The organism is Amycolatopsis sp. NBC_01488, assembly GCF_036227105.1.
Classification (GTDB): Bacteria; Actinomycetota; Actinomycetes; order Mycobacteriales; family Pseudonocardiaceae; genus Amycolatopsis.
The window spans coordinates 3,823,643-3,849,469 of sequence record NZ_CP109434.1 but is presented as its reverse complement, the minus strand read 5'-3'; the positions used below and the strand labels follow the sequence as shown (position 1 = coordinate 3,849,469).

The 25,827-nt window shown below is 71.2% G+C and carries 25 protein-coding genes; 9 read left to right on the top strand and 16 right to left on the bottom strand.

What is annotated here, in order from left to right; all coding sequences use genetic code 11:
• Positions 1-16 precede the first annotated feature (16 nt).
• Positions 17-1,222 (top strand): acyl-CoA dehydrogenase family protein, encoded by a 1,206-nt coding sequence (locus tag OG738_RS18645; RefSeq protein ID WP_329055554.1) that lies wholly within the window; start codon positions 17-19, stop codon positions 1,220-1,222.
• Between the two features lie 45 nt (positions 1,223-1,267).
• On the opposite strand, the gene OG738_RS18640 is transcribed toward OG738_RS18645, so the two are convergent.
• From OG738_RS18640 to OG738_RS18610, 7 genes are all read right to left on the bottom strand, one after another.
• Positions 1,268-2,323: an alpha/beta fold hydrolase gene (locus tag OG738_RS18640; RefSeq protein WP_329055552.1), complete on the bottom strand. Its 1,056-nt coding sequence runs from the start codon at positions 2,321-2,323 to the stop codon at positions 1,268-1,270.
• A gap of 206 nt (positions 2,324-2,529) precedes the next feature.
• On the bottom strand, positions 2,530-3,375 hold the full coding sequence (locus tag OG738_RS18635) for an SDR family oxidoreductase (protein ID WP_329055550.1): 846 nt from the start codon (positions 3,373-3,375) through the stop codon (positions 2,530-2,532).
• Between the two features lie 59 nt (positions 3,376-3,434).
• Positions 3,435-3,947 (bottom strand): GNAT family N-acetyltransferase, encoded by a 513-nt coding sequence (locus OG738_RS18630; protein ID WP_329055548.1) that lies wholly within the window; start codon positions 3,945-3,947, stop codon positions 3,435-3,437.
• Positions 3,948-4,025: 78 nt separating this feature from the next.
• Positions 4,026-5,180, bottom strand: coding sequence for an acyl-CoA dehydrogenase family protein (locus tag OG738_RS18625; protein ID WP_329055547.1), 1,155 nt, complete (start codon positions 5,178-5,180; stop codon positions 4,026-4,028).
• A complete protein-coding gene (locus OG738_RS18620) occupies positions 5,177-7,162 on the bottom strand; it encodes an acetyl/propionyl/methylcrotonyl-CoA carboxylase subunit alpha (RefSeq protein ID WP_329055546.1) in 1,986 nt (661 codons plus the stop codon). Before OG738_RS18620 ends, OG738_RS18625 begins: the two co-directional genes overlap by 4 nt.
• Positions 7,163-7,164: 2 nt before the next feature.
• Entirely contained in the window at positions 7,165-8,778 is a 1,614-nt protein-coding gene (locus tag OG738_RS18615) for a carboxyl transferase domain-containing protein (protein WP_329055545.1), read from the bottom strand.
• Positions 8,779-8,906: 128 nt separating this feature from the next.
• Positions 8,907-9,677, bottom strand: a complete 771-nt coding sequence (locus OG738_RS18610) for an SGNH/GDSL hydrolase family protein (protein WP_329055544.1) — start codon at positions 9,675-9,677, stop codon at positions 8,907-8,909.
• Positions 9,678-9,872: 195 nt separating this feature from the next.
• On the opposite strand from OG738_RS18610, the gene OG738_RS18605 reads away from it, so the two are divergent.
• Positions 9,873-10,463 carry an SACE_7040 family transcriptional regulator gene (locus OG738_RS18605; RefSeq protein ID WP_329055543.1) on the top strand — a complete coding sequence of 197 codons (591 nt, stop codon included), beginning with the start codon at positions 9,873-9,875 and terminating at the stop codon, positions 10,461-10,463.
• A 46-nt stretch (positions 10,464-10,509) separates the two neighbouring features.
• A complete protein-coding gene (locus OG738_RS18600; protein ID WP_155541161.1) occupies positions 10,510-11,010 on the top strand; it encodes a hypothetical protein in 501 nt (166 codons plus the stop codon).
• On the opposite strand, the gene OG738_RS18595 is transcribed toward OG738_RS18600, so the two are convergent.
• A complete protein-coding gene (locus OG738_RS18595) occupies positions 11,007-11,564 on the bottom strand; it encodes a TetR/AcrR family transcriptional regulator (protein WP_329055540.1) in 558 nt (185 codons plus the stop codon). The genes OG738_RS18600 and OG738_RS18595 overlap by 4 nt on opposite strands.
• A gap of 82 nt (positions 11,565-11,646) precedes the next feature.
• Between OG738_RS18595 and OG738_RS18590 the strand changes: the two genes are divergently transcribed.
• Positions 11,647-12,384 carry an SDR family oxidoreductase gene (locus OG738_RS18590; protein WP_329055539.1) on the top strand — a complete coding sequence of 246 codons (738 nt, stop codon included), beginning with the start codon at positions 11,647-11,649 and terminating at the stop codon, positions 12,382-12,384.
• Position 12,385: 1 nt separating this feature from the next.
• On the opposite strand, the gene OG738_RS18585 is transcribed toward OG738_RS18590, so the two are convergent.
• On the bottom strand, positions 12,386-13,012 hold the full coding sequence (locus OG738_RS18585) for a TetR/AcrR family transcriptional regulator (RefSeq protein WP_329055537.1): 627 nt from the start codon (positions 13,010-13,012) through the stop codon (positions 12,386-12,388).
• A 172-nt stretch (positions 13,013-13,184) separates the two neighbouring features.
• Between OG738_RS18585 and OG738_RS18580 the strand changes: the two genes are divergently transcribed.
• Both OG738_RS18580 and OG738_RS18575 read left to right on the top strand, forming a co-directional pair.
• Complete coding sequence (locus OG738_RS18580) at positions 13,185-13,970, top strand: AurF N-oxygenase family protein (RefSeq protein WP_329056751.1); 786 nt, start codon at positions 13,185-13,187, stop codon at positions 13,968-13,970.
• 15 nt (positions 13,971-13,985) lie between these two features.
• Complete coding sequence (locus tag OG738_RS18575) at positions 13,986-14,204, top strand: hypothetical protein (RefSeq protein WP_329055536.1); 219 nt, start codon at positions 13,986-13,988, stop codon at positions 14,202-14,204.
• Here OG738_RS18575 and OG738_RS18570 read toward each other — a convergent pair.
• The 3 genes from OG738_RS18570 to OG738_RS18560 all read right to left on the bottom strand — a co-directional run bounded on the left by OG738_RS18570 (position 14,132) and on the right by OG738_RS18560 (position 17,302).
• Positions 14,132-14,800 (bottom strand): DUF2306 domain-containing protein, encoded by a 669-nt coding sequence (locus OG738_RS18570; RefSeq protein WP_329055535.1) that lies wholly within the window; start codon positions 14,798-14,800, stop codon positions 14,132-14,134. The two genes, OG738_RS18575 and OG738_RS18570, sit on opposite strands and share 73 nt — an antisense overlap.
• A 76-nt stretch (positions 14,801-14,876) precedes the next feature.
• Entirely contained in the window at positions 14,877-15,995 is a 1,119-nt protein-coding gene (metX, locus tag OG738_RS18565) for a homoserine O-acetyltransferase MetX (protein WP_329055534.1), read from the bottom strand.
• A complete protein-coding gene (locus OG738_RS18560) occupies positions 15,992-17,302 on the bottom strand; it encodes a bifunctional o-acetylhomoserine/o-acetylserine sulfhydrylase (RefSeq protein WP_329055533.1) in 1,311 nt (436 codons plus the stop codon). The genes metX and OG738_RS18560 overlap by 4 nt, the downstream gene beginning before the upstream one ends.
• Positions 17,303-17,447: 145 nt before the next feature.
• Here OG738_RS18560 and rdmE point away from each other — a divergent pair, with 145 nt between their 5' ends.
• Positions 17,448-19,004 carry an aklavinone 12-hydroxylase RdmE gene (gene rdmE, locus OG738_RS18555; RefSeq protein WP_329055532.1) on the top strand — a complete coding sequence of 519 codons (1,557 nt, stop codon included), beginning with the start codon at positions 17,448-17,450 and terminating at the stop codon, positions 19,002-19,004.
• Here the strand turns inward: rdmE and OG738_RS18550 are convergent.
• Positions 19,001-19,630, bottom strand: coding sequence for a class I SAM-dependent methyltransferase (locus tag OG738_RS18550; RefSeq protein ID WP_329055531.1), 630 nt, complete (start codon positions 19,628-19,630; stop codon positions 19,001-19,003). The genes rdmE and OG738_RS18550 overlap by 4 nt on opposite strands.
• 50 nt (positions 19,631-19,680) lie before the next feature.
• Here OG738_RS18550 and OG738_RS18545 point away from each other — a divergent pair, with 50 nt between their 5' ends.
• Positions 19,681-21,231 (top strand): PucR family transcriptional regulator, encoded by a 1,551-nt coding sequence (locus OG738_RS18545; protein ID WP_329055529.1) that lies wholly within the window; start codon positions 19,681-19,683, stop codon positions 21,229-21,231.
• Between the two features lie 113 nt (positions 21,232-21,344).
• Here the strand turns inward: OG738_RS18545 and OG738_RS18540 are convergent, their stop codons facing one another.
• Positions 21,345-22,277: a zinc-binding dehydrogenase gene (locus tag OG738_RS18540; protein WP_329055527.1), complete on the bottom strand. Its 933-nt coding sequence runs from the start codon at positions 22,275-22,277 to the stop codon at positions 21,345-21,347.
• A 172-nt stretch (positions 22,278-22,449) separates the two neighbouring features.
• On the opposite strand from OG738_RS18540, the gene ald reads away from it, so the two are divergent.
• Complete coding sequence (ald, locus tag OG738_RS18535) at positions 22,450-23,565, top strand: alanine dehydrogenase (RefSeq protein WP_329055525.1); 1,116 nt, start codon at positions 22,450-22,452, stop codon at positions 23,563-23,565.
• Between the two features lie 3 nt (positions 23,566-23,568).
• Here ald and OG738_RS18530 read toward each other — a convergent pair whose 3' ends face one another.
• On the bottom strand, positions 23,569-24,678 hold the full coding sequence (locus tag OG738_RS18530; RefSeq protein WP_329055523.1) for an acyltransferase family protein: 1,110 nt from the start codon (positions 24,676-24,678) through the stop codon (positions 23,569-23,571).
• 45 nt (positions 24,679-24,723) lie between these two features.
• Positions 24,724-25,677, bottom strand: a complete 954-nt coding sequence (locus tag OG738_RS18525; protein ID WP_329055522.1) for a sensor histidine kinase — start codon at positions 25,675-25,677, stop codon at positions 24,724-24,726.
• Between the last annotated feature and the right edge of the window lie 150 nt (positions 25,678-25,827).

Sequence of the window (25,827 nt, the reverse complement as noted above, 5' to 3'; positions counted from 1 at the left end):
CGGAAAGGCGTTAACGATGATTAACCTGGAAGTTCCCCAGAAGGCCGGCGCGCTGATCAACCAGGCGTACCAGGCCGCGGCCGAGGTGTTCCGGCCGATCTCGCGCAAGTACGACCGCGCGGAACACACGTACCCGGCCGAGCTGGACATGTTCGCAGCGCTGCTGGATGGCCTCAATTCCTCCGGCGAGGGCGGCGCGGGCGCGGCGGGGGTCCGCCGCTCCGGCTCCGACGACGCCGAGAAGGGCAACCGCAACGGCGCCAACCTGAACGTCGTCCTCGGCACGATCGAGATGTGCTGGGGTGACGTCGGCCTGCTGCTGTCGATGCCGCGCCAGGGCCTCGGCAACGCGGCGATCGGCTCGGTGGCGACGGACGAGCAGCTCGAGCGCTTCTCCGGCATGTGGGCGGCGATGGCGATCACCGAGCCGGCGTTCGGCTCGGACTCCGCGGCGGTCAGCACGACAGCCCGCCTCGACGGCGACCACTACGTCCTCAACGGCGAGAAGATCTTCGTGACGTCGGGCGAGCGCGCGGACGCGGTGGTCGTGTGGGCGACGCTGGACAAGTCCAAGGGCCGCGCGGCGATCAAGTCGTTCGTGGTGGAGAAGGGCACGCCGGGCTTCGAGGTGGTGCGTGTCGAGCACAAGCTCGGCATCCGCGCTTCGGACACGGCGGTGCTGCGCTTCGAGAACTGCCGCGTTCCGAAGGAAAACCTGCTCGGGACGCCGGAAATCGACACAGCCAAGGGCTTCGCGGGCGTCATGCAGACGTTCGACAACACCCGCCCGCTGGTGGCGGCGATGGCGATCGGCGTCGCACGGGCGGCGCTGGACGAGACGCGGACGATCCTCGCTGACGCGGGTGTCCCGATCGACTACGACCGCCCAGCGAACTCCCAGCACGCGGCGGCGGCTGAGTTCCTTCGCCTGGAGGCGGACTACGAGTCGGCGTACCTGCTGACGCTGGAATCGGCGTGGATGGCGGACAACCGCAAGCCGAACTCGCTGCAGGCGTCGATGGCGAAGGCCAAGGCGGGGCGTTCGGTGGTGGAGATCGCGCTGAAGTGCGTCGAGCTGACCGGGGCTTACGGCGAGGAGTCCCTGCTCGAGAAGTGGGCTCGGGACGCGAAGATCCTCGACATCTTCGAGGGGACGCAGCAGATTCAGCAGCTCATCGTGGCTCGCCGGATCCTCGGGAAGTCGTCCGCCGAACTGAAGTGAAACGGCTGAAGGCCACCCCGGACCTCGGGGTGGCCTTCAGCGCGTTCAAGAGATCTGGTCGTCGAGGAACTCGTCCAGGTAGCGCCACGTCGTGCCGCGGGCCTTCCGCCCGGTCAGGACGCCCAGGTGACCGCCCGGAGCCGTCTTGAAGCGGACCTCCGGGGCCTTGTCCAGCAGCTCCACGACCCGCTCGACCGACGGCCGCGGGGCGATCGTGTCGTTCTCGCCCGCCACCACCAGCGTCGGGACGCGGACCGACGACAGCGAGATGATGCGCCCGTTGAGATCCACCTTGCCCTCCGCCAGGTCGTTCGTGCGGAACAGCCGGTGGTACAGCTGGCCGAACGTACGGCCCGGGTAGGCGTACATGTTGCTCATGAAGTGGTCGACCGCCTCGATCTGCGCCAGGTAGTCGCGGTCGTCGAGGTGCGAGAGGATCGCGATCGGCTTCGTGATCTCCTTGCTGATGCCCGTCGCGCGGAACACACGGCTGACCAAATAGGACGGTGCGCCGCCGAACGCGCGGTAGATCGGGGTCAGGAGGTGGCCGTTCGTCAGGTCGACCAGCGGGCGGAACGGCGCCACGATCGGGATCGCCGTGAAGTCCACCGGGGAGCCGATCGCCGTGATCGACGCGATCGGGAGGTTCGGCTGGTCGGCGTTCACCAGCAGCGAGAAGATCCCGCCCAGCGACCACGACACCAGGTGCACGGGCTGCCCGCCGGCGTCGGCGCTCACCTTGCGGATCGCCCGCGGCAGGACCTCGTCGATCCAGTGCTCGATGCCCAGGCGCCGGTCCGAGAACGCGACCATGCCGTAGTCGACGAGGTACGCGTTGCGGCCGCCCTCGACCAGGTGCTCGAGCAGGCTGCAGCCGCGGCGCAGGTCGAAGCAGATCGCCGGCGCGGCCAGCGGCGGCACGAGCAGGATCGGCGGCCCGGACACCGGGCGGCTGCTGTGCGTCATCCGGTACACCGAGCGGTTGGGCCCCTGGTCGATCAGCACCCGCGGCATCGGGCGCAGGTCGGCGACACCGCCGTGCAGCACCTTGCCGACCACGTTCGACGCCGCAGCGGCCAGCCGTGCGGGCGGTGAAACCATCTCTCGAGCCTCCTGCGACGTCCCCCGGGCACTTCCGGTCAATCTTGCCCGGTCAGACCGGTGGACTCAACACCGGCCACGTCCAAATCGGACAGTGAGGCTTATTCAGCCGTCGCCCGCCGCATGACATCCGCGCTGCTCAGCGGCTTTGCGCGCGGGGTGCGGCGGGCTAACCGGAATAAGCCTCAGTCGCTAGGCCGTCCGAGTTACTCCGTGCCCGCTCCGGGGGCACTCTCCGCGGCGCGCGCTTCGTAGTCCGCGCGAGCCGGAGAATGGGCCGCTGAAGCCAAAAGCCGATCCGCTTTCAAAGCACGGGCCAGTGCTTCACCGGCCCGGCGCGGCAGCAGCCGGGTGAGCTTGCCCATAGTTCCCACGGACCGGGGGACGAAGACCTCGAAACGAGGCTTGCGCAGCGTGGACACGATGGCGTCGGCCACATCTTCCGGCCGCGAGGACTTGAAGAACCTCGCCTCGCCCAGGCCGCTCGCCAGCTCCGTCCGGACGATCGCGGGCAGCACGCACGAAACGTGCACACCGGACCCGTGCAGCTCCAGGTGCACCGCTTCGGACAGCCCGACGACGGCGTGCTTGGTCGCGCAGTACGTCGCCGCGCCGGGGAAACCGGCCTTGCCCGCGAACGACGCGACGTTGACGATGTGCCCGGACCGCCGCGGCCGCATCCGCTTCATCGCTTCGCGCGTGCCGTGGATGACGGCGTGCAGGTTGATCTCCAGCTGGGCGCGGGTCGTCGCGTCGCTCTCGGCCTCGAGCTCGCCCAGCGGCATGATCCCCGCGTTGTTGATCAGGACGTCGATCCGGCCGTGGCGGCGCTCGACCTCGTCGAGGAACGCGGTGAAGCCGCGGATGTCGGTGACGTCGAGCGGCAGCGCCTCGGCGTCCAGATCGCCTGCGGTTTTCTCGGCCCGGACCTGGTCGAGGTCGCCGATCACCACCCGCGCGCCCAGCCGGGCCAGCGCCGACGCGGTCGCCGCGCCGATCCCCTGCCCGCCGCCGGTGATGACGACGACCTTGCCCGCGAGCTCCTCGGCCATGGCGACTCCTTCGTCTGTTGGCACCGCGTCAACAGTGTCTCCCCTGGCTCACGTCCGCGCTACCCCACGCGTTGCTCGAGCACCTGCCCGACCCAGTCTTCGACGTGGAACCGGACGGTCGGCTTGAAGCCCTGGCTCTCGTAGTAGCGCTGCAGCTCGCCGTCGCCGCCGGCCCAGCAGTCGACGCGCACGAGGTCGATGCCGCGCCGCCGCGCCTCGTCGAGCGCGTATTCGACGAGCCGGCCGCCGACGCGCCGCCCGGCGAATCGCCGCGACGTGATCAGCAGCCGCACGTACAGCTCACGCTCGTCGACGGCCGGCACGTGCGGGTCGTGCTCCTCGGAGACGATCAGCGCCCCGGCCGGCTCGCCGTCGACCACGGCGATGCGCAGGCCCGGGTCCGCGGCCATGCCCTTGACCCGCTCGACGCGCTTCGGGACCCGGCTCCACGGCTCGGTCCCCCACTGCTTCGCACTGCCCCGCGCGACGAGCCATTCGACGGCTTCGTCGAAGAAGCGCAGTAGCGTGTCAGCGTCCCCAGAATCACCCGATCGGATGACGGTATTGTCCATGCTCCCTGTCTACCGCACCGCGAGCACGCGTGGGCCGTCTTCGACGATGGTGAGGGCGTCCTCGACTCGGCGGCGAGTTCAGGCGACTCCGAGGTGGCGCGAGATCAGCATCTTCTGGACCTCGCTCGTGCCCTCGCCGATCTCCAGGATCTTCGCGTCGCGGTAGAACCTGCTCACCGGGAACTCGTTCATGAAGCCGTAGCCGCCGAAGATCTGGGTCGCGTCGCGGGCGTTGTCCATAGCCGCGTTCGAGGCCACCAGCTTCGCGATCGATGCCTCCTTCTTGAACGGCTCGCCGCGCAGCATCTTGGACGCCGCCTGGTAGTACGCCAGGCGGGCCGTGTGCGTGCGGACCTCCATGTCGGCGATCTTGAACTGGATCGCCTGGTATTCGCCGATCCGCTTGCCGAACGCGACGCGGTCCTTCACGTACTGCAGGCACTCGTCGACGCAGCCCTGCGCCAGGCCCACCGACAGCGCCGCGATCGCGACGCGACCCTCGTCCAAAATGGACAGGAACTGGGCGTACCCGCGGCCGCGCGTGCCGACCAGGTTCTCCGCCGGGACGCGGACGTCCGAAAAGGACAGCTCGTGCGTGTCCGAGCAGTTCCAGCCGACCTTCGAGTACTTCGGCGCCACCTCGAAGCCCGGCGTGCCGGACGGGACGATGATCGCCGAGATCTCCTTGCGGCCGTTCTCCATCACGTCCGTCACCGCCGTGACCGTGACCAGGCGCGTGATGTCCGTGCCCGAGTTCGTGATGAACGCCTTGCTGCCGTTGATGACCCAGGTGTCACCGTCCACAGTGGCGCGGGTGCGGGTCGCGCCCGCGTCCGAGCCGCCGCCCGGTTCGGTCAGGCCGAAACCGCCCAGCGCCGTGCCCTCGCACAGCGACGGCAGCCACTTCTCCTTCTGCTCCTGCGTCCCGAAGCGGAAGATCGGCATCGCGCCGAGCGAAACGCCGGCCTCCAGGGTGATCGCCACCGACGAGTCGACCCGTGCCAGCTCTTCCAGCGCCAGGCACAGCGCGAAGTAGTCGCCGCCCATGCCGCCGAACTCCTCGGGGAACGGCAGGCCGAACAGGCCCATCTCCCCCATCTTCGCGACGATCGCGTAGGGGAACTCCTCCTTCTCGTACAGCTCGCCGATGACCGGCGCGACCTCGGCGTGCGCGAAGTCCTCGACGGTCTTGCGGAGGGCTTCGTACTCCTCGTCCAGGCGGAAGTCGATCACTGCTGCTCCTCTTGGGGCGTCACTACGGCAAGGGTTTCGTCGAGCGCTACCTGCTGGCCGGCCCGGACGGGGAGTTCGCTGACCACGCCGTCGGTCGGCGCGGTGACCGTGTGCTCCATCTTCATCGCTTCGACCACCAGCAACGGCGTCCCGGCCTGCACGACGTCGCCGGCGGCGACCTTCACCACGAGCACCGTGCCCGGCATCGGGCTGGTGACCGGCCCGGCCCCGGCGGCCTCGCCGCGCGAAGACAGCACGAACTCCTGCTCCCCGAAGGGAAAGCTCAGCCCGTCGCGCGCCAGCCAGACCGTCCGATCGGGACCGCAGGCCTGGCGGTAGCGGTGGAACCCACCCGCGTGCCGGATCTCCAACGTGGAACCGTCACGCCGTGCCGAGACCTGGACCGGCTCGGCGTCGTCGACGAACACCGTCGCGTCGGACGGCGTGCCCTGCACCCGGACGACGGCCTTGGCCTGCCCCGACTTCAGCCGGAACGTCACCCCGCCGGACCCGCCCATCCGCCAGCCGTCCGGCACGTCCCACGGATCCACCACGGACCCCGACGGCTGCAGCTCCAGCAGCCGGTCCAGTGCGGCGGCGACGAAGAACTCGGCTGGCACGTCGGAAGAGACCAAAGTAGACAGACGGCGATCGACCAGCTCCGTGTCGAGCCGGCCCGCCCGGACGTCGTCGTCGGCCAGCAGCCCGCGCAGGAACGCGGTGTTCGTGCCGACGCCCAGCAGCGCCGTGTCCGCCAGCGCGCGGTCGAGCCGGTGCAGCGCCGAGGCCCGGTCCGGGCCCCAGGCGATGACCTTGGCCAGCATCGGGTCGTAGTTCGAGCCGATCACCGCGCCGCGCGTCATCCACGAGTCGACGCGGACGCCGTCACCGGACGGCTCGTGCACCGCCAGCACCGTCCCACCGGTCGGGATGAACCCGCGCGCCGGGTCCTCGGCGTACACCCGCGCCTCGACCGCGTGTCCATTCAGGACGACGTCGTCCTGCGCGAAGGAAAGGCGTTCCCCGGCCGCCACGCGAACTTGCCACTCGACCAGGTCGAGGCCGGTGACCAGCTCGGTGACCGGGTGCTCGACCTGCAGCCGCGTGTTCATCTCCATGAAGAAGAACTCGTCCGGGTCGTGCGCCGACATGATGAACTCGACGGTGCCCGCGCCGACGTACCCGACCGAGCGCGCGGCTTCGGCTGCGGCCGTGCCCATCTTCTCGCGCGTGGCCGCGTCGAGCAGCACCGACGGCGCTTCCTCGATGATCTTCTGGTGCCGCCGCTGCAGGCTGCACTCGCGTTCGCCGAGGTGGAGGACGTTCCCGTGCGTGTCCGCCATGACCTGGATCTCGATGTGGCGCGGCGTCGTGACGAAGCGCTCCAGCAGCAGCGTGTCGTCGCCGAACGAGCTCTTGGCCTCGCGCCGGGCCGACTCGATGGCGGCGTCCAGCTCGTCAGGAGCGTGCACCAGCCGCATGCCCTTGCCGCCGCCACCGGCGGACGGCTTGATCAGCAACGGGTAGCCGACACCGGCGGCAGCAGCGGCGAAGTCCCCGTCGGGAATGTCCACATCGGACGCGCCGGGCACGACCGGCACGCCGGCCTTCGACACCGTCGCCTTCGCGCGGATCTTGTCGCCCATCGCGTCGATCGCCGCGACCGGCGGGCCGATGAACACCAGCCCTGCGGCCTCGCAGGCGCGCGCGAACTCGGCGTTCTCCGCCAGGAAGCCGTAACCCGGGTGCACGGCCTGCGCGCCCGACGACACGGCGGCGTCCACGATGGCCGGAATCGAGAGATAACTGCGAGCCGCTTCGGCGGGCCCGATCCGGACAGCGGTGTCCGCCTCGTGGACGTGCCGCGCGTCGGCGTCCGCGTCGCTGTACACCGCGACCGCGCGGATGCCGAGCGCGCGCAGCGTGCGGATGACCCGGACGGCGATCTCGCCGCGGTTGGCGACCAGTACTGAGTCGAACATCATCACATCCGGAAGACGCCGTAGTTGACATCGGACAGGGGTGCGTTGGCCGCGGTCGACAGCGCGAGGCCGAGCACCGTGCGGGTGTCGGCCGGGTCGATGACGCCGTCGTCCCACAGTCGCGCCGTCGAGTAGTACGGGCTGCCCTGCGCCTCGTACTGCTCGCGGATCGGGTCCTTGAACGCTTCTTCGTCCTCGGTGGACCATTCGCCGCCGCGAGCCTCGATCGAGTCACGGCGGACGGTCGAGAGCACCGACGCCGCCTGCTCGCCGCCCATCACCGAGATCCGCGCGTTCGGCCACATCCACAGGAACCGCGGCGAGTACGCCCGGCCGCACATCGAGTAGTTGCCGGCGCCGAACGAGCCGCCGATAACGACCGTTAACTTCGGCACCCGCGCGCAGGCCACCGCGGTGACCATCTTCGCGCCGTGCTTCGCGATGCCGCCCGCTTCGTACGCGCGCCCAACCATGAAGCCGGTGATGTTCTGCAGGAACAGCAGCGGGATCGAGCGCTTGTCGCACAGCTCGATGAAGTGCGCGCCCTTCATCGCGGACTCGGCGAACAGCACGCCGTTGTTCGCGACGATGCCCACCGGGTGGCCGTGGATCCGGGCGAACCCGGTGACCAACGTCGAGCCGTACTCCTTCTTGAACTCGCCGAAGCGGCTGCCGTCGACGATCCGCGCGATCACCTCGCGCACGTCGTAGGGCGTGCGCGGGTCGGTCGGGACGACGCCGTACAGCTCGGCGGGGTCGACGGCCGGGGCCTCGGTCGGGAGCACGTCCCACGGGCGCGGCGTGCGCGGCCCGAGCGTCGAGACGATCTGCCGGACGATCCGCAGCGCGTGCGCGTCGTCGTCGGCCAGGTGGTCGGTGACGCCGGACTGGCGCGAATGGACGTCGCCGCCGCCGAGCTCCTCGGCCGTGACGACCTCGCCGGTGGCGGCCTTCACCAGCGGCGGGCCGCCGAGGAAGATCGTGCCCTGGTTCCGGACGATGACAGCTTCGTCGCTCATCGCCGGGACGTACGCGCCGCCCGCGGTGCAGGAACCGAGCACCGCCGCGATCTGCGGGATGCCGCGCGCGGACATCGTCGCCTGGTTGTAGAAGATCCGGCCGAAGTGTTCACGATCCGGGAAGACCTCGTCCTGCCTCGGCAGGAACGCGCCGCCGGAGTCCACGAGGTAGACGCACGGCAGGTTGTTGTGCAGCGCGACCTCTTGGGCGCGCAGGTGCTTCTTCACCGTCATCGGGTAGTACGTGCCGCCCTTGACGGTGGCGTCGTTGGCGACGACCACGCACTCGCGGCCGGAGACGCGCCCGATCCCGGTGATGATCCCGGCGGACGGCGCCTCGTCGTCGTACAGTCCGTTCGCGGCCAGCGGGGACAGTTCCAGGAACGGCGAACCCGGGTCCAGCAGCGTGTCGACGCGGTCGCGCGGCAGCAGCTTGCCGCGTTCGACGTGCCGCGTGCGCGACTTCTCCGGGCCGCCGAGGCGGGCGCTCGACAGGCGTTTGCGGAGGTCCTCGACCAGCTCCGCGTGGGATGTCGCGTTGCGGGCGTAGGCCTCGCTGTCCGGGGCGGCCGAAGTCCCCAGTGCCGGCGTGTCCATGGGCTCCCTCGACGTTAGCGGTCGTTAACCTCCGCTCCGATGTTAGCGACCGCTAACGTGGGTGTCCAGTCGCCGGAATGCCGAAAAGGCCACCCCGGCGAACCGGGGTGGCCTCCGCGGGAGGAGCGTCAGCCGATGGCGCCACGCAGCGGGGCGTAGTAGCCGCCCGACTGCCCGGCCACCGTCGGGTGGTAGGACTCGATCACCGGCCAGGTGAGGCTGTGCAGGTAGTCGTCGGCCGACGAGCAGATGTTGTGCCCGACGAACGACGGCCGGACGTCGACGAACGTCGCGCCCGCCGACGCCGCCCGCGACTGGATCACCGACGCGAGCGTGTCCGCGCCGGAGTTGATCGCGGTCCGCTTGGTGTCACTGAGCCCGACCCAGCAGGAGCCGGGCACCGTGTAGAAGCGCGGGTAGGACAGGACGACGAGGCGAGCGCCCGGCGCCTTGGCCTTGATCGTGTTGTAGGTGTTGGTCAGCAACGCGGGCAGGGTGTTGGTGACGTAGGTCTTCGCGGTGTTGACGCGGTTGGTGCAGTCCGAGTCGCTGCCGAGGGTGCAGGTCTGGATCACGTCGCTGAAGCCGGCGTCGTTGCCGCCCACGGTGACCGTGACCAGGGTCGCGTTGGAGGGGATGGAGTTGGCTTGGCTGATGACGTCGCCGGTCTTCGCGCCCGAGCAGGCGAGGAAGCTGAACGACGTGCCGCTGTGGGCGTTGGCCCACAGCTGCGGGTAGGCGTTGGAGCTGCGGTAACAGCTCCCGGAACTGCCGTAGCTGCCGGCCCCGACTCCCGAGGAGTAGGAGTCGCCGAGCGCGGCGTAGACGGTCCCGGCGGCGTGGGCGAGGCCCGTGACGCCGAGAGTGGACAGGACGACGGCCCCGAGAGCCGTGCTCAACCTCAGAAAAAACCGTCGCGACAGACGGATCGGAACCCCCATGGGCCACTCCTTTGTGACAGAACCGACCCCAGAAGCACAGCATGTGGAAGCCCCACGAGGAACCCCTAGTTACCTGTAAGTAACCCACTCGGCTCACGCCGGAAGACGGGAACAGTGTTAGCGCTCGCTAACCTGCCGCTCTAATATGGCCGGATGCCGGCCAACCCCACTCCGCTCGTGAACGGCGAGAAGGCGAACAGACGTGAGCAGATCCTCGCCGCGGCGGCCGAGCTGTTCGCCCACCACGGGTTCCACGGCGTCGGGATCGACGACATCGGCGCCGCCGTCGGGATCTCCGGGCCCGCGCTCTACCGGCACTTCCGCAGCAAGGACGCGATCCTCGGCGAGATGCTGAACTCGATCAGCCGCTACCTGCTCGACGGCGGCACGAGGTGGGCGAGCCGGCCCGGCGATGCGGACGACACGCTGGCCGGGCTCGTGGCGTTCCACGTCGGCTTCGCGCTCGCTCATCCGGCGTTGATCACCGTTCAAGAGCGCAACCTCGCGAACCTCACCGACGCCGACCGCAAGCAGGTGCGCGCGCTGCAGCGCCAGTACGTCGAGGTGTGGGTCCGCGCGATCCGCGAAGCCATCCCGGAGCTGGGAGAACTGCAGGCGCGGTCGGCGGCACACGCCGTGTTCGGACTGATCAACTCGACGCCGTACAACCGCCATCTCGGTGACTCCGAGCTCGCCGAACTGCTCTCCCGGCTCGCGCTGGGTGCCCTCCGCGCGGCGGGATGACCGGCCCGGATCAAGGTATCCCCACGAGCGCCGTCGCTGGTGTTTGATGGGGCACGTGGATGCGGACTGGAACGAGCAGGAGCTCGTCGAGAAGGCCCAGCGCGCGCTGACGGCGCTGAGCCTCGGTGACGACGCCGAAGCCCTCGTCGAGGTCGCGCCGACGGCCGCCGAACCGCAGGCCCGCGCGGACGAGACGAAGGCGTTGATGCTGCTGCTGTTCGGCGAATGCAGCGCGATGGTCTCCACCCTCGGCGACGGCGGCAGCGCGCCGGTGAAGGTCCAGGTCTTCGACGAAGACGGCGAAGAGGTCTCGATCGACCAGGCCGACCCGCCGGTGCGGACGGCGGTCCGGACGCTGCTGGCGGAGGTCCACGGCAACACGGAGGCGGCGCAGGAGCAGGTGGAGATCGCCCTGGCCAACGCGGCACCCGACGAGGTGGACAGCCTGGTGCTGCAGGCGTTGCGGTGGACGATCCGGCTGTCGGTCGAATGCCTGGACCGCGACCTGCCGGTGGCGCCCTGGATCTCGGAAGCCGTCTCCGACTAGGCGCGCAGGCCGTCGACGAGCACGGCCACGATCCGCGGCGCCCGCTCGTCCCACTCGGCTTCCGGGATCCGCGACAACGCCCCGAGGAGCAGGATGACGTCGGCCGCGTCGATCCCGGCGCGGATCTCCCCGGCGCTCTTTCCCTGCTCCAGCAGGGTTTCCAGCGCTTCGTCGAGCCGATGGTGCTGGCCGGAGTAGAGGTCCTGCCAGGCCGCTCCCTCGATCGCCGCCATGACACCGCGTTTGACGCGTGCGTACTCGACCAGCCGTTCCAGCCAGCGCGACAGCGCGTCGAGCGGGGAGTACTCCGCCAAGAGCGGGGCCACGGTGTCGACGAGCTGGGTCAGCTCGGCCCGGTACACCTCCGCCAGCAGGTGCTCGCGGGTCGGGAAGTGCCGGTAGAGGGTGCCCTGCCCGACGCCCGCCGCCTTGGCGACGCGGTGCAGCTTGAGGTCGTCGGCCGCGCCGTTGGACTCGCTCAGCTCCGTCCGTGCGGCCTCGACGATCCGGTCGCGGTTGGCGACCGCGTCCGAACGGCGCTCTCGACCCGCCACGGCACTCCTCTTCGTTAAGTGGACAAGTGTCCGGTATCGTGGAAGTTAACCGGACAACTGTCAGCTTAGCGTGGAGGTCTCGATGAACGGACTGGACAAGGTCGTCGCCATCACGGGCGCGAGCAGCGGGATCGGCGAGGCGACCGCCCTCGAGCTGGCATCGCGCGGCGCTGCCGTCGTGCTCGGCGCCCGGCGCACCGACCGGCTCGAGGCGCTGGTCACGCGGATCCGGGACGCGGGCGGCCGCGCGGAACTGCTGGACGTCGACGTCACCCGGCGCGCCGATCCCGAGCGGCTGGTGGCACTGGCCGTGGCCCGGTTCGGCCGTCTCGACGTCCTGGTGGGCAACGCCGGGGTCGCCCGGATCGCGCCGGTGGCCGAACTGGACGTCGACGCCTGGGACGCGATGATCGACGTCAACCTCCGCGGCGTCCTGCACGGCATCGCCGCCGCCCTCCCGGTGTTCCGCGCGCAGGGCCGCGGCCACTTCGTCACGACTGTCTCGACGTCGGGGCTGAAGATCGTCCCGACGCAGGCCGTCTACGCCGGGACCAAGAACGCCGTGCGGACGCTGCTGGAGGCGCTGCGCCAGGAATCCACCGACGGCGTCCTGCGCACGACGTCGATCTCACCGGGTTTCGTGCGCACCGAACTGGTCGACCACGTCGAGGATCCCGCGCAGCGCGAGCAGGTCCAGCAGGCGATGGCGACGCTCGGCATCAGCCCCGACGCCGTGGCGCGGGCCATCGCGTTCGCCATCGAGCAGCCCGACGACGTCGAGATCGGCGACCTCACCATCCGGCCCACCCGGCAGGGGTGATTCAGGGGCGCAGCGAGCGGACGATCGGCGCAAGGTACAGCTCGGCCAGCCGGCGCCGCTGCACGTCGTCGTCCACCGGCAGGACCGTCTCCTGGGTCAGCACCAGCGACACCACGATCCGGATCAGCAGCTCCGCCATCCCGTCGACGTCGTCGGCGGGCAGGCTGAGCCGGCCCGCCGCGATCTCCGCGTGGAAGTGCGCCGCGATCCGGGTGCGGGCCGCCGCGAACAGGCCGCCGGCCTGGACCGTCAACTGCGGGAGGATCAGCTCCGGCTCCGTGCGCAGCAGGCGGTTGAGCAGCCGGTGCCCGCGCAGGTACCCGAGGGAGAAGCTCAACCCCTCGATGAGCTTCTCCTCCGGGCTCGCCTGCGCCTCGACGACGGCGTCGACCTTCGTCAGGAACCGCTTCATCTCCCGCAGCACCAGCGCGTTGAGCAGCTGGTCCTTCTTCGGGAAGTAGCGGTAGATCGTCACCCGCGAGAGGCCGACGCGGCGCGCGACGTCGTCGACGGTGAACCGGCGCAGCCCGAAGTCCTCGGCCTGGGTCAGCGCCGCGCCCATGATCCGCTCCGCGGTCTCGTCGCCGGGGAGGTCGGCTTCGAGCGCGTGCTTCAGGAGATCGCGCATGGCCCCAACCCTAGGCTGGTTTACAACTTGACGAGAAATGTTTCATGCGTTCTAGTGTTACACGACACAGGGAGGCACGCATGGGCGATCGTGAAGCCACGGCCGAACGGCTGCTCCGCTCGAGCGCCCGGTCTCCTACGACCCGGACGTCGACGTCCACTGGGCCGCGCCGCTGAACGAGGACCAGTTCTTCATCCCCGAAAAGCTGGTCTCCCTCTACGGCACGCCGGTGTGGGACACGCTGAGCCGCGCGCAGCGGATCGAGCTTTCGCGGCAGGAGCTGGTGAACACCGTCAGCGTCGGGATCTGGTTCGAGCTGATCCTCATGCAGATGCTGCTGCGCGCGTCCTACCGCCAGGACCCGACGACCCGCCACGTGCACTACGCGCTGACCGAGGTCGCCGACGAATGCCGGCACTCCACGATGTTCGCGCGGCTGATCGAGCGCGTCGACGGACGGCCGTACCGCAACAACCGCTGGCTGCAACTGTCCGCGCAGGCCCTCCCGGCGATCCTCCACGGGCCGGCGATGTGGGTCGCGACGCTGATCGGCGAAGAGATCTTCGACGCGCTGCAGCGCGAGCACCTCGACGACGAGTCGGTGCAGCCGGTGGTCCGCGCGGTGATGCGGATCCACGTCACGGAAGAGGCGCGGCACGTCCGGTACGCGCGTGACGACCTCGTCCGCGAACTGGCGGAAGCACCTTGGTGGCGCAAGGAGTTCGCGCGGATCGTGGTCGCCGTCGGCGCGCTGCTGATGTCGCGGCTGCTGTCCCGGCCGCGGCAGTACCTGCGCGCGGGGATCGACCCGGGCGTCGCGGTCGCGGCGGCGCGGACCAGCGCGCACCGGCGGGAGACGCTGGCGTTCGGGGCGCGGAAGCTCGTCCGGTTCCTGCGGGACAACGACCTGATCGGCGGCCCGAGCGCGGTGCTGTGGCGCCGCGCCGGAATGCTCTAGGCGGAAGGGGAAGTCATGGCCATCAAGGATCTGCTGGCCGTCGGCACCGGACGGCTCGCCGACCGGATCACCACGGTCGGCGACGAAGCGGGCGATCGCGCGGACGACGTCGCCTGGCGCGTCGCGAAGCTGTCCGACAAGGCCGCCGAACGGCTCGGCGACTACGCGGCCGGCGCGTCACGCCGGGTCGCGAACCGCTTGGTACGCCTGGGAGAACGCGTCTCAGGGCGCTGACCGCGCCGGATCAGGATTTCGACGACGATCAGGTTGACCACCCAGCCCAGCGTCTGGCCGATCGGGATCATCGTGGGCGCGCTGCCGGGGTCGACGCCGCCGAAGGGAACCTGGACCAGGAGGAGCACCGGCACCAGGACACGCGACGTGACGGCGAGGAACGTCAGCGCGTAGTTGCGCATCATCCAGGCGCGGTGCGCGGCGAAGTCACGCCGCCGGGCCGCCCGGTACGTGAGGGCGCCGGTGACCAGCCACAGGACCGCGGCGGTGGTCAGCCCGAGCTGCGTGACGAGGCGCCCCGACCAGAGCGCGACCGGGACCGCGGCCAGCGCGGACGGCAGCACCCCGGCGAGGAGGTAGACCCGGCCGAGCGTCCGGTGGAGCCGCCTGCGCGCCCGCACCTTCGGCATGAACTGCAACGGGCCGAGCACGAGCGCCACCGTGGCCGTGAAGATGTGCGCCACCAGTACCGAGTACTGCAGGCTGTCGCGCACCTCGAGGCGGCTTTCGCCGATGTCGAGGTTCAAGTAGGGGTACGTGAGCACCACGGCGAACACGCTCGCGACGACGAGCAGCACCACTGCCGGTTTCCGCATGGGCCGATGGTTCCGCGGCGAGGCGTAAGCGGTCGTCCCCCGGGGAGCGGCTCGTGGTCGTACGCACGAGGACGTACTAGCCCAGCAGAGCCTTCGCCAGCGCCGCGATCTGCTCGGTCTCGATGAGGAACGAGTCGTGGCCGTACGGCGAGGAAACCACCGACGGCTCCGACGTTCCGGGGATCCCCGACGCGATCTCCGCCGACTGGTACAGCGGGTAGAGCCGGTCGCTGTCCACGCCGCCGATCACCGCGCGGGCCGTCACCCGGCCCAGCGCCGCCGCGACCCCGCCGCGGTCACGCCCGACGTCGTGGGTGTTCATCGACTCCGTCAGCACCAGGTAGCTGTTCGCGTCGAACCGGGCGGCCAGCTTGCCGGCATGATGGTCCAAATAGGACTCGACGGCGAACCGCCCGCGCCGCAACGGGTCCTCGTCACCCTGGTACGCACGGCCGAACCGCTGGGCCAGCTCCGGCTCGCTGCGGTAGGTGACGTGCGCGATCCGCCGCGCGATGCCGAGGCCCCGGAACGGCCCCTCCGGAGCGGCGTAGTAGTCACCACCGTGGAAGAACGGGTCGCTGCGGATGGCGTGCAGCTGCGGTGCCGCCCAGGCGATCTGCTCGGCCGACGCCTGCGCCGTCGAGGCCAGCACCAGTACCGAGGCCACCCGCGAAGGCAGCGAAACCGCCCACTCCAGTGCGCGCATCCCGCCCATGGACCCGCCGACGACGGCCGCCCACCGCGTGATGCCCAGGTGGTCGGCCAGCACCGCTTCCGCGGCCACCTGGTCCCGCACCGTCACGACCGGGAACCGGCTGCCCCACGGCTTGCCGTCCGGATCGGGCGACGACGGCCCGGTCGACCCCTGGCACCCGCCCAGCACGTTCGGGACCACCACGAAGAACTCGTCGGTGTCCAGGGCCTTCCCGGGTCCGATCAGCCCGTCCCACCAGCCCGCGCTGGGATGCCCCGGCTCGAGCGGCCCGGCCGCGTGGCTGTCGCCGGTCAGCGCGTGCTCGACGAGGACCGCGTTGGACGCGTCGGAGTTCGGCGTCCCCCAGGTTTCGTAAGCGATCGTTAACTCCGGCAGCACGCCACCGGCCTCGAGCGCGAGCGCGCCGGGGCCGGTGACGAACTTCCGGCGGCCCGGCGGATCACCGATCCGCCAGGCGCCGGTGACGGGACCAGCCGTCACAGTTCCGCCTTCGCCGCCCGGAATCCGGCCTCCAGGTCGGCCTTGAGGTCCTCGATCCCTTCCAGCCCGACGGCGATCCGCACCAGGCCCGGCGTGACGCCGCTGGCGAGCTGCTCCTGCGGCGCGAGCTGGCTGTGCGTGGTCGACGCCGGGTGCACGATCAGGCTGCGGACGTCGCCGAGGTTCACCAGCTGGCTGTGCAGCTCGGTGCCGTCGACGAACTTCCGGCCGGCCTCGACGCCGCCCCGCAGGTCGAACGACAGGACCGCGCCCGCGCCGCGCGGCAGGTACTTCTGCCCGGCCTCGTAGAAGGGGCTGGACGGCAGGCCGGCGTAGTACACCTTCTCGACCTCGTCGCGCTGCTCGAGCCACTCGGCGAGCGCCTGCGCGTTCTGCACGTGCCGCTCGACGCGCAGCGACAGCGTCTCGATGCCCTGCAGGATCAGGAAGCTGTTCAGCGGGGCGATCGCCGCGCCGGTGTCGCGCAGGAGCTGGACGCGCGCCTTCGCCGCGAACGCACCCGGGCCGAGCGCCTCCCAGTACTTGAGGCCGTGGTAGCTCGGGTCGGGCTCGGTGAAGCCCGGGAACCGGCCCGGGTCCTTGCCGAAGTCGAACGTGCCGCCGTCGACCAGGACGCCCGCGATCGTCGTGCCGTGGCCGCCGAGGTACTTGGTCGCCGAGTGGATCACGACGTCGGCGCCGTGCTCGATCGGGCGCACCAGGTACGGCGTCGGGATGGTGTTGTCGACCAGCAGCGGGACGCCGGCTTCGTGCGCGGTGTCGGCGACGCCGCGGATGTCGAGGACGTTGCTGCCCGGGTTGGCGAGCGTTTCGGCGAAGAAGAACTTCGTGTTCGGCCGGACGGCGGCGCGCCACTGCTCGAGGTCGTCCTGGTCGTCGATGAACGTGACCTCGATGCCGAGCTTCGGCAGCGTGTAGTGGAAGAGGTTGTAGGTGCCGCCGTAGAGCGACTGGCTGGACACGAAGTGGTCGCCCGCGCCCGCGAGGTTCAGGATCGCCGCCGTGGTCGCGGCCGAGCCGGACGCGAACGCCAGCGCCGCGACGCCCCCTTCGAGGGACGCGACGCGCTGCTCCAGCACGTCCTGCGTCGGGTTCATGATCCGCGTGTAGATGTTGCCCGGCTCGGCGAGGCTGAACAGGTCGGCGCCGTGCTGGCTGTCGCGGAAGACGTACGACGTCGTCTGGTAGATCGGCGTCGCCCGCGCGCCCGTCGCCGGATCCGGCGCGGCGCCCGCGTGGATCTGCCTGGTCTCGAAGGACCACGCCGAGGTGTCGTCCGCGCTCATCGGTTTCTCCTTGCGGTTCAAGGGGTTCGTCCGCTCCGAAGCTACTTGGGCCGAACGGCCTACCCAACCGTTCCCACGCCCTGGGAGCCTACGCTCCTTGCGTTCGAGATATCTTAGTAGCTAAGATAACTACACGGGAAGATTCATGAACTGGGAGGGAGTCATCATGGAGCGGGTACGGGTACAGGTGCTGGTCGTGGGGGCCGGGCTGGGCGGGCTGTCGGCGTCACTGTTCCTGGCGCGGGAAGGAGTGGACGTCCTGACGGTCGAGCGGCACCCCGGAACGTCGGTCCACTCGCGGGCCGCCGGGCAGAACTGGCGCACGATGGAGCTTTTCCACTGGGCAGGAATCGACCGCGAAGTGCTGGAAGTGAGCCCACGGGCGTCGCAGGGGCTGCGGATCACCGTCGCGACCAGCCTGGCCGGGCGCGTCCTGCACCGGCTCGTGGACGACGGCAGCGAGTTCGACGTCTCGGCTTCGACGACGATGCCCGCCGGCATGGCCGGGCAGGACGTCGTCGAGCCGATCCTGCTGGCGCACGCGGAAAAGGCCGGCGCGCGGGTCCGGTTCCGGACCGAGCTCGTCGAGCTGACGCAGGACGACGACGGCGTCACCGCCACGCTGCGGCACCGCGACTCCGGCGAGGAAACAGTGGTGCGCGCGGACTACGTCGTCGCGGCCGACGGCGGGCGCAGCGGCATCCGGGCCTGGCTGGGCATCGGGACCGCCGGCATGGACGCGCTGAGCCACTGCCTCGGCGTCGTGTTCGACGCCGACCTCGGCGACCGCGTCCAGCCCGGCGTGACCGACCTGTTCTACCTGCAGCACCCGGACTTCACCGCCGGGCTGGTCAACACGGACGTGCCGAACCGGTACGTCTTCGCGCCGGACTACTTCCCGGACCGCGGCGAAAGCCCGGCCGACTTCGACCACGACCGGCTCGTGGCGATGATCCGCGCGGCCACCGACCTGCCGGACCTGGAGCCGGAGATCGTCTGGACGGGCTCGTGGGAGATCGCCGCGCGGCTGGCCGACCGCTTCCGGTCCGGGCGCGTCTTCCTGATCGGCGACGCGGCGAAGGTGACGCCGCCGACCGGCGGCCAGGGCGGCAACACGGCGGTCGGCGACGGCGCGGACATCGCGTGGAAGCTCGCCGCGGTGCTGCGCGGCGACGCGGGACCGGCGCTGCTCGACACGTACGAGGCCGAGCGGCGGCCGATCGCGCGGATGATCATCGACACCTCGCTGCACAACATGAAGCAGCGGATGCACCCGGACCTCGACGTCTCCGGGCTCACCGAGCCGGAGGACATGCTGAACGCCGTCCTCGGGTTCCGCTACCGCTCGACGGCGGTGCTTTCGGAGGAGCCCGACGACGGCTCGCGGGTGGAGGACATCCACGCGCCGACCGGCCGCCCCGGCTTCCGGGCACCCGGGCTGGCGTCCACTGTGGACTTACTCGGGCACTCGTGGGTGCTGCTCTGCGCGGGCGACGACTCGGCGTGGGCTCAGGCCGCTTCCAGCGCGGGCGTCGACTGCCACGTCATCGACGACGAGGTGTTCGCCTCGCGCTACGGCCTCTCGACGGGCGGCGCGTCGCTGGTGCGTCCCGACGGCATCGTCGCGTGGCGGGCTCCGGCACCGGTCGGCGATCCTGCGCGCGAGCTGCAGCGGGTGGTGGACGCGGTCCTGTCCCGCTAGCCGCGCGGGCGGCGGCCGAGCACCCAGTGGAAGGTCGCCGCCCCTTCCGGCTCGTGCATGGTCACCGGCTCGTCGACGACCAGGGTGAGCCCGGCTTCGGCCAGCAAACGCCGGTTGATGTCGGGTGCGTGGCTGCTGAAGAACATCGGCGTGCCGAGCCAGTCGTCCTCGACGCCGTCGGACTCGCTGCAGCCCAGCGCGGCCAGGAACCAGCCGCCGGGCCGCAGCCAGCGCGCGATCCGGGCGAAGAGCGCTCCCTGCTCTTCGCGCGGGACGTGCAGCACGGAGTAGAACGCCGTGACGGCGTCGAAGCTGCCGTCCGGAAAGGACACCGCGGCCATGTCCGCCTTCTCGAAGCGCGCGCCGGGGACGTTGCGCCGCGCGAGGTCGAGCTGTGCCGCGGACACGTCGACGCCGAGGACGTCGTGCCGCTCGGCGAGCAGCGCCGTGCAGGGCACGCCCGCGCCGCAGCCGAGGTCGAGCACCTCGGCGCCGTCGGCGAGCCGGCCGGTCAGCTCGGCCAGGAAGCGCAGCCGGGGATCGTCCTCGATCCGCGCGCTCCATTCGAGGTAGCGCTCGGCCGAGCTGTCGTAGCCGGATTCGACGATCCGCCGCACGTCGCTCACCCGGTCGACCCTACCGAGCCGTCCGCCGGTTTCTCGGCCAGAATGAGCCCGTGGTCTCGGTGCGCAGCGTGGTCGACCGGGTGGGGCCGACGCTGCTCCACGCGCTCCAGGTGCCCGACGACCCGCCCGCCGTCGCCGACGTCGTGATCGCCGAGCCCGGCGGTGCCGTCGCTGCCGGGGATCTCGTGCTCGGCGTCGCCACCGCCGGGCCCGAGGACGCCGCCCGGCTGGTGAAGCGCAGTGCCGAGCAGGGCGCCGCCGCCGTGTTGCTCAAGCCGCCGCTGGCCTCGAAGCCCGCCGTCAAGCGCGCCGCGAAGGCCGGCGGGATCGCGCTCGTGCAGGTGCACGCCGCGACGTCGTGGGCCCAGCTCGTGTGGCTGCTGCGGACCGTCCTCGACGCCCTCGCCGACGAGTCCGAGGATCTCGACCCCGGCTCCGGCGACCTCTTCCGGCTGGCCGATGCCGTCGCGTCCGTCGTGGACGCGCCGGTGACGATCGAGGACACCAACTCCCGCGTGCTCGCCTACTCCGCGCGGCAGGACCTCACCGACCCCGCGCGTGTCGCGACGATCATGGGCCGCCGCATCCCGGACGACGTCCTCGCGCGGTTCCGCTCGCGCGGGGTCTTCCGCGAGCTGTCGCGCGGCCGGCAGACGATCTTCGTCCCGGCCCAGCGCGACGGCACGCTGCCGCGGCTGATCGTGCCGATCCGGATGGGCGGGGAGCTGCTCGGGTCGATGTGGGCGGTCGTCGCCGGGCCGGTGTCCGACGAGCGCGCGGCCGCGTTCGCCGACGCCGCACCCGTCGTCGCGCTGCACCTGCTGCGACGGCGCGCGCACACCGACGCGCAGCGCCGCGCGTCGGCTGAGCTGCTGCGCGCGGTGCTCGAAGGCCGCGCGAACCCGCGCAAGGCGATGGCCGAGCTGGACCTGTCCGACGAACCGCACCGAGTGGTCGTCATCGAGGTCACCGGCGGCGACGGCCGCGACGCCGAGGGCCTGCGGCTCGCCCTGCTCGAACGGATCTCCCAGGGCATCGGCAGCCGCCCGGTCGCGACCGAGCTGGGCGGGCTGCTCTACGCCGTGGTCCCCGACCGGCCGGGGTCCGGCGGCTGGGGGGAACTCCGTGACGCACTCGTCGCGACGGGACCGTCTCGTCGCAGTGGAGCCCCGCGCGCCGCAGCGGGCGCGCCCGGCGAGATCGGGGACCTCTCGGCGTCACGCCTCCAGGCGGACGAAGCACTGGGCCTGCTGCGTGCCGAACTCCTCCCCGAGCGCGTGATCACCTTCGACGAAGCCTGGACCGCGTTGACGCTGCACCGCGGCGCGACGGCCGCGGCCGGGGCGAAGGTCGCGGAGCTCGGGCCACTGGGCGCCCTGCGCGGGCACGACGAGACCGGCAAGGCCGGCTACGTCGAGACGCTCTACGAGTGGCTGCGCCACCCCGGCGACCCGCGCGCGGCGGCGCGGGAGCTGCGGATCCACCCGAACACCCTGCGCTACCGGATGCGCAAGCTCCTCGAACTGGTGCCCTTGGACCTCGACGACCCCGACGTCCGGCTGGCGCTGATCACCCAGCTGGTCGCGCTGCGCTGGAGCTGATTGCGCCGTTCGGCCCCTTCCCACTCATGCACTACTCCGCATGATCGCGCCGAACGTTCCGATTGCCTTTTCGAGTCGAAAGATGGTGGATTCCGGGGTGCCCTTCAGGGCATTCACGCGACCAGCAGCGTCTTGCCCACCGTCGTGCGGGACTCCATGGCCGCGTGGGCGTCCGCGGCCTTCTCCAGCGGGAAGCGCTGTCCGATCACCGGCACCAACCTCCCCGCCGCCGCTTCCGCCAGTGCCGACTCCGTGAACGCCCGCATGTCCGACGGGCTCCCGATCGAGCGCACCACCGAGACGTCCCGGGCAGCGGCCTCCTCTTCGGACACGTCCGCCCACGAGCCGCCCGCCAGGCCGTACACCGCCATCCGGCCGCCCGGCCGCAGCAACCCGAACGCCGCCGTGCCGATCGCTCCTCCGACGCCGTCGAAGACGACGTCGACCTCGCCGACCGACGAGGCCCAGTCCGGCGCCAGGTAGTCGACGACGACGTCGGCCCCCACCACGCGGGCCACCTTCGCCGGCCCACCCGCCGCGCCGACCACCGAAGCGCCCGCCGCCTTCGCCAGTTGCACCAGCAGGCCGCCGACGCCGCCCGCGGCCGCCTCGACCAGGACTCGATCGCCGGGACGCACCCTGGTCGCATGGACCAGGCCCGTCGCGGTCCGGCCGTCCGCGAGCAGCGCCACCGCCGCGTCGAGCGCCAGCGCGTCCGGCACCGCGAACACCGCCGCCGCGTCCACCGCGACACGCTGGGCGTACCCGCCGGAGCCGCCGGTCGACGTCACCACCCGCAGCCCGGCCAGCCCCGGGTCGGCGCCCGGGCCGACCGCGCTGATCACGCCGCCGACGCCGTTGCCGGGGACGATCGGCAACACCGGACGGAACGGTCCCGTCCCGGCCCGCATCTGCGTCTCGACGAACGTGGTGTTCGCGAACGCCACCTCCACCAGCACCTGCCCGGGCCCGGGGACCGGGTCCGGCGCGTCCCCCGGCTCCAGCGCTCCCGGCCCGCCGAACTCCCGCAACCACACAGCTCTCATGCCTGCACGCTGCAACTTCGACCTAGATCGAAGTCAATGACTTTGTCCGTACAGCACTACGAATACGACAAAGAAATGTCCGCTCAGCACGATGACACCGCCGTCCGGGTGGTTCACCGTGAGTGGCACCACCGCACCGAATCCGGACGCAGACCGACCCAGGAGGCCGACCGTGCGTATCGCCGTTCCCCGTGAAATCAAGAAGCACGAGTACCGGGTCGCGCTGACCCCGGCCGGGGTGCACGAGCTGGTCGGCCGCGGGCACGACGTCTTCGTCGAGACCGGTGCCGGTCTCGGTTCGTCCATCACCGACGACGAGTACGTCGCCGCCGGCGCGAAGATCCTGGCCACCGCCGAGGAGACGTGGGCCGAGGGCGAGCTGGTCCTCAAGGTCAAGGAGCCGATCGCCGAGGAGTACGGACGTCTCCGGCGCGACCAGGTCCTCTTCACCTACCTGCACATCGCCGCCGACCGGCCGCTGACCGACGCGCTCCTCGCCGCCGGCACCACCGCGATCGCCTACGAGACCGTGCAGACCGCGAACGGCGCGCTGCCGCTGCTCGCCCCGATGTCCGAGGTCGCGGGCCGGCTGGCCCCGCAGGTCGGCGCGTTCTCGCTGATGAAGCCGAGCGGCGGCCGCGGCGTGCTGCCCGGCGGCATCCCGGGCGTCCACCCGGCGCGCGTCGTGGTGATCGGCGGCGGCGTGGCCGGCCTGAACGCCGCCCGCGTCGCGCTGGGCCTCGGCTCGGACGTCGAGATCCTGGACACCAACGTCGACCGCCTCCGCCAGATCGACAACGACTTCGGCGGCCGCATCCGCACGGTGACGTCGACCCGGCTGTCGGTCGAGGAAGCCGTACTGCAGGCCGACATGGTCATCGGCGCGGTGCTGGTCCCGGGCGCGAAGGCGCCGAAGCTGGTCTCGAACGACCTAGTAGCCCGCATGAAGGCCGGCAGCGTGCTCGTCGACATCGCGATCGACCAGGGCGGCTGCTTCGCCGACTCGCGCCCGACCACGCACGACGACCCCACCTACACCGTCCACGAGTCGGTCTTCTACTGCGTCGCGAACATGCCGGGCGCGGTGCCCCGGACGTCGACCTACGGCCTCACGAACGTCACGCTGCCCTACGCGGTCCAGCTGGCCGAGCACGGCTGGAAGGCCGCGCTGCAGGCGGACGCGGCGCTGGCCAAGGGCCTCAACACGCACGACGGCGCCCTGACGAACGGCCCGGTCGCGGTGGCCCACGACCTCCCGCACACGCCGCTGGAGACCGTGCTCGCCTGAGCCCTATTTCACCCGAGCGGGCCCCTGCCGTCCTCCGGCAGGGGCCCGCTCCCCTGTTACGAGCCGCCGCCCGAACGCGACGGCGGGCAGCTCGACCCACCGCCGCAGGCCGCACGCGAACAGCAGCGCGACGGCGGAAGTCGCGACGACTTTCGCCAGGCCCGTCGGCAGCAGGAGCCCGGTCATGCCCGCGGCGCCGGTCTGGGCGAGGTAAAGCGCGTACGACCGGTGTCCGACGAACGTCAGCGGACGGCTCGCGAGCAGCCGCCGGACCGGCCCCCGCGCGACGACCGCCACGAGCAGCAGCGCCGCGCCCACCGCGTAGACCGGGACGACGAACTGCCAGTACCCGCCGAGCGCCTGCCCCAGCGGCTTGACGGACAGCTGCAGCACGCAGAACCCCAGCGCGACCAGCACCGCCGCGGCCGGGCTGGTCAGCGGCCGCAGCACGGCGAACCCGCGCGGGTGGTGCAGCGCCAGCGCGAGCAGGCAGCCGACGACCAGTGAGCCGTAGTGCACGGTCAGGCTCGCCCACTGGTGCGACGGCGCGAGCGGCAGCACGCCGAGCACGCCACCCACCGCGCCCGCGCCGATCAGCAGGCGCAGCGCGGTCTTTCCCGTCCTGGCGAACGACGTCAGCACGAGCAGCGCGGGCCAGCCGAGGTAGAACTTCTCCTCCACGCTCAGCGACCACGACGTCGGGTACGGCGTGTTGTAGTCGACGACTTCGTTGAAGAAGGTCAGGTAGCACGGCATCGCGTCGCCGAGCCGGCTGCTCTGGTACGTCCCGGCGAGCGTCACCGCCGGCGCCGTCAGGCCGAGCAGCAGGAAGTGCACCGGCATGATCCGGAAGACGCGCCGGACGTAGAAGCCGCGCAACGAGATCCGGCCGTCGCGGTCCTCTTCGCGCAGGGCCGGCGTGGTGATGAGGAAGCCGGACAGCACGAAGAACAGCTGGACGGCGATCCAGCCCTGCAGCCGGTCGACGACGGGCCCGCCGTAGTGGAAGAACACGACGGCCAGCGCGGCGAGCGCACGCAGGCCGGTGAGACCGGGGAACCACGACGACGCCCGGTATTCGGCGTGGTCGAGGGGCCGCCAAGAGATGATCATGCCCGCAGCGTCGACCGCGGACGCTGAACGCAGCCTGAAGCCGGCTTAAGACGTCTTCAGCTCCGGGAACCGGACGACGAACCGGCTGCCGCTTTCGACCGCGGCCGTGCCGCCGTGGGCCCGCGCGACGTCGGCGACGATCGCCAGGCCCAGCCCGGCGCCGCCCTCGTCGCGGGCGCGGCCGTCGTCGAGGCGGACGAAGCGGTCGAAGACGCGTTCGCGGTCGGCTTCGGGGATACCGGGCCCGTCGTCGCCGACCGACACCACGGCCTGTCCGTCCACAACGGACACTTCGACGTCGACGCGGGACGAGGCGTGCCGCCGGGCGTTGTCGACGAGGTTGCGGACCAGCCGTTCGAGCCGCGACCGGTGGCCGCGCACGACCGGCGTCCCGCGGACCTCGACGTGGACGTCGTGCCCCGCCACGGCCGCTTCGACGACTTCGGCGAGCGCCACCGGCTCGAGGCGCTCCGGCCCGGCGTCCAGCTTGCCGAGCAGCACGAGGTCGGCGACGAGGTCCTGCAGGCGGGTGACGTCGAGCAGCGCGTTCTCGCAGGCGGCACGCCAGTCGAGCCGGTCGGGGTGGGCCAGCAGCACCTCGAGCTGCGTCCGCATCGACGCGAGCGGGGTGCGCAGCTCATGCGACGCGTCGGAGGTGAACCGGCTCTGCCGCGTGACGGCTTCGTCGAGCCGCCCGAGCATGGTGTTCATCGTCCCGGCGAGGCGCGCGATCTCGTCGCCGGTGCGCGGGTCCGGGACGCGGCGGCTCAGGTCGTGCGCGCCGATCTCGGCGACCTCGCCGCGGATGGCCTCGACCGGCCGCAGCGACCGCCGGACGGCGAGCCAGGCGATGACGCCGATCAGCAGCGCGACCGCGGGGACGCCCGCGGTGAGCGTGGTGCGGACGGTGTCGACGGTCGCCTGCCCGGCGGGGTCGACCGGGGCGGCGGCGTAGACGGCGTACTTGCTGTCGCCGCTGACGGCGTGGACGGCGTGCATCCCGCCCGTTGTGCGCGACGTCGACGGCGTAGCCCTCGGCGCTGAGCCCGGCCCGCAGCGCTTCGGCCAGCCGCCGTTCATCTTCCACGACCAAGATCCGCACCGCGCAACGACGCCACAACCAATGCAAAGAGGCCCCGAACACAAGCG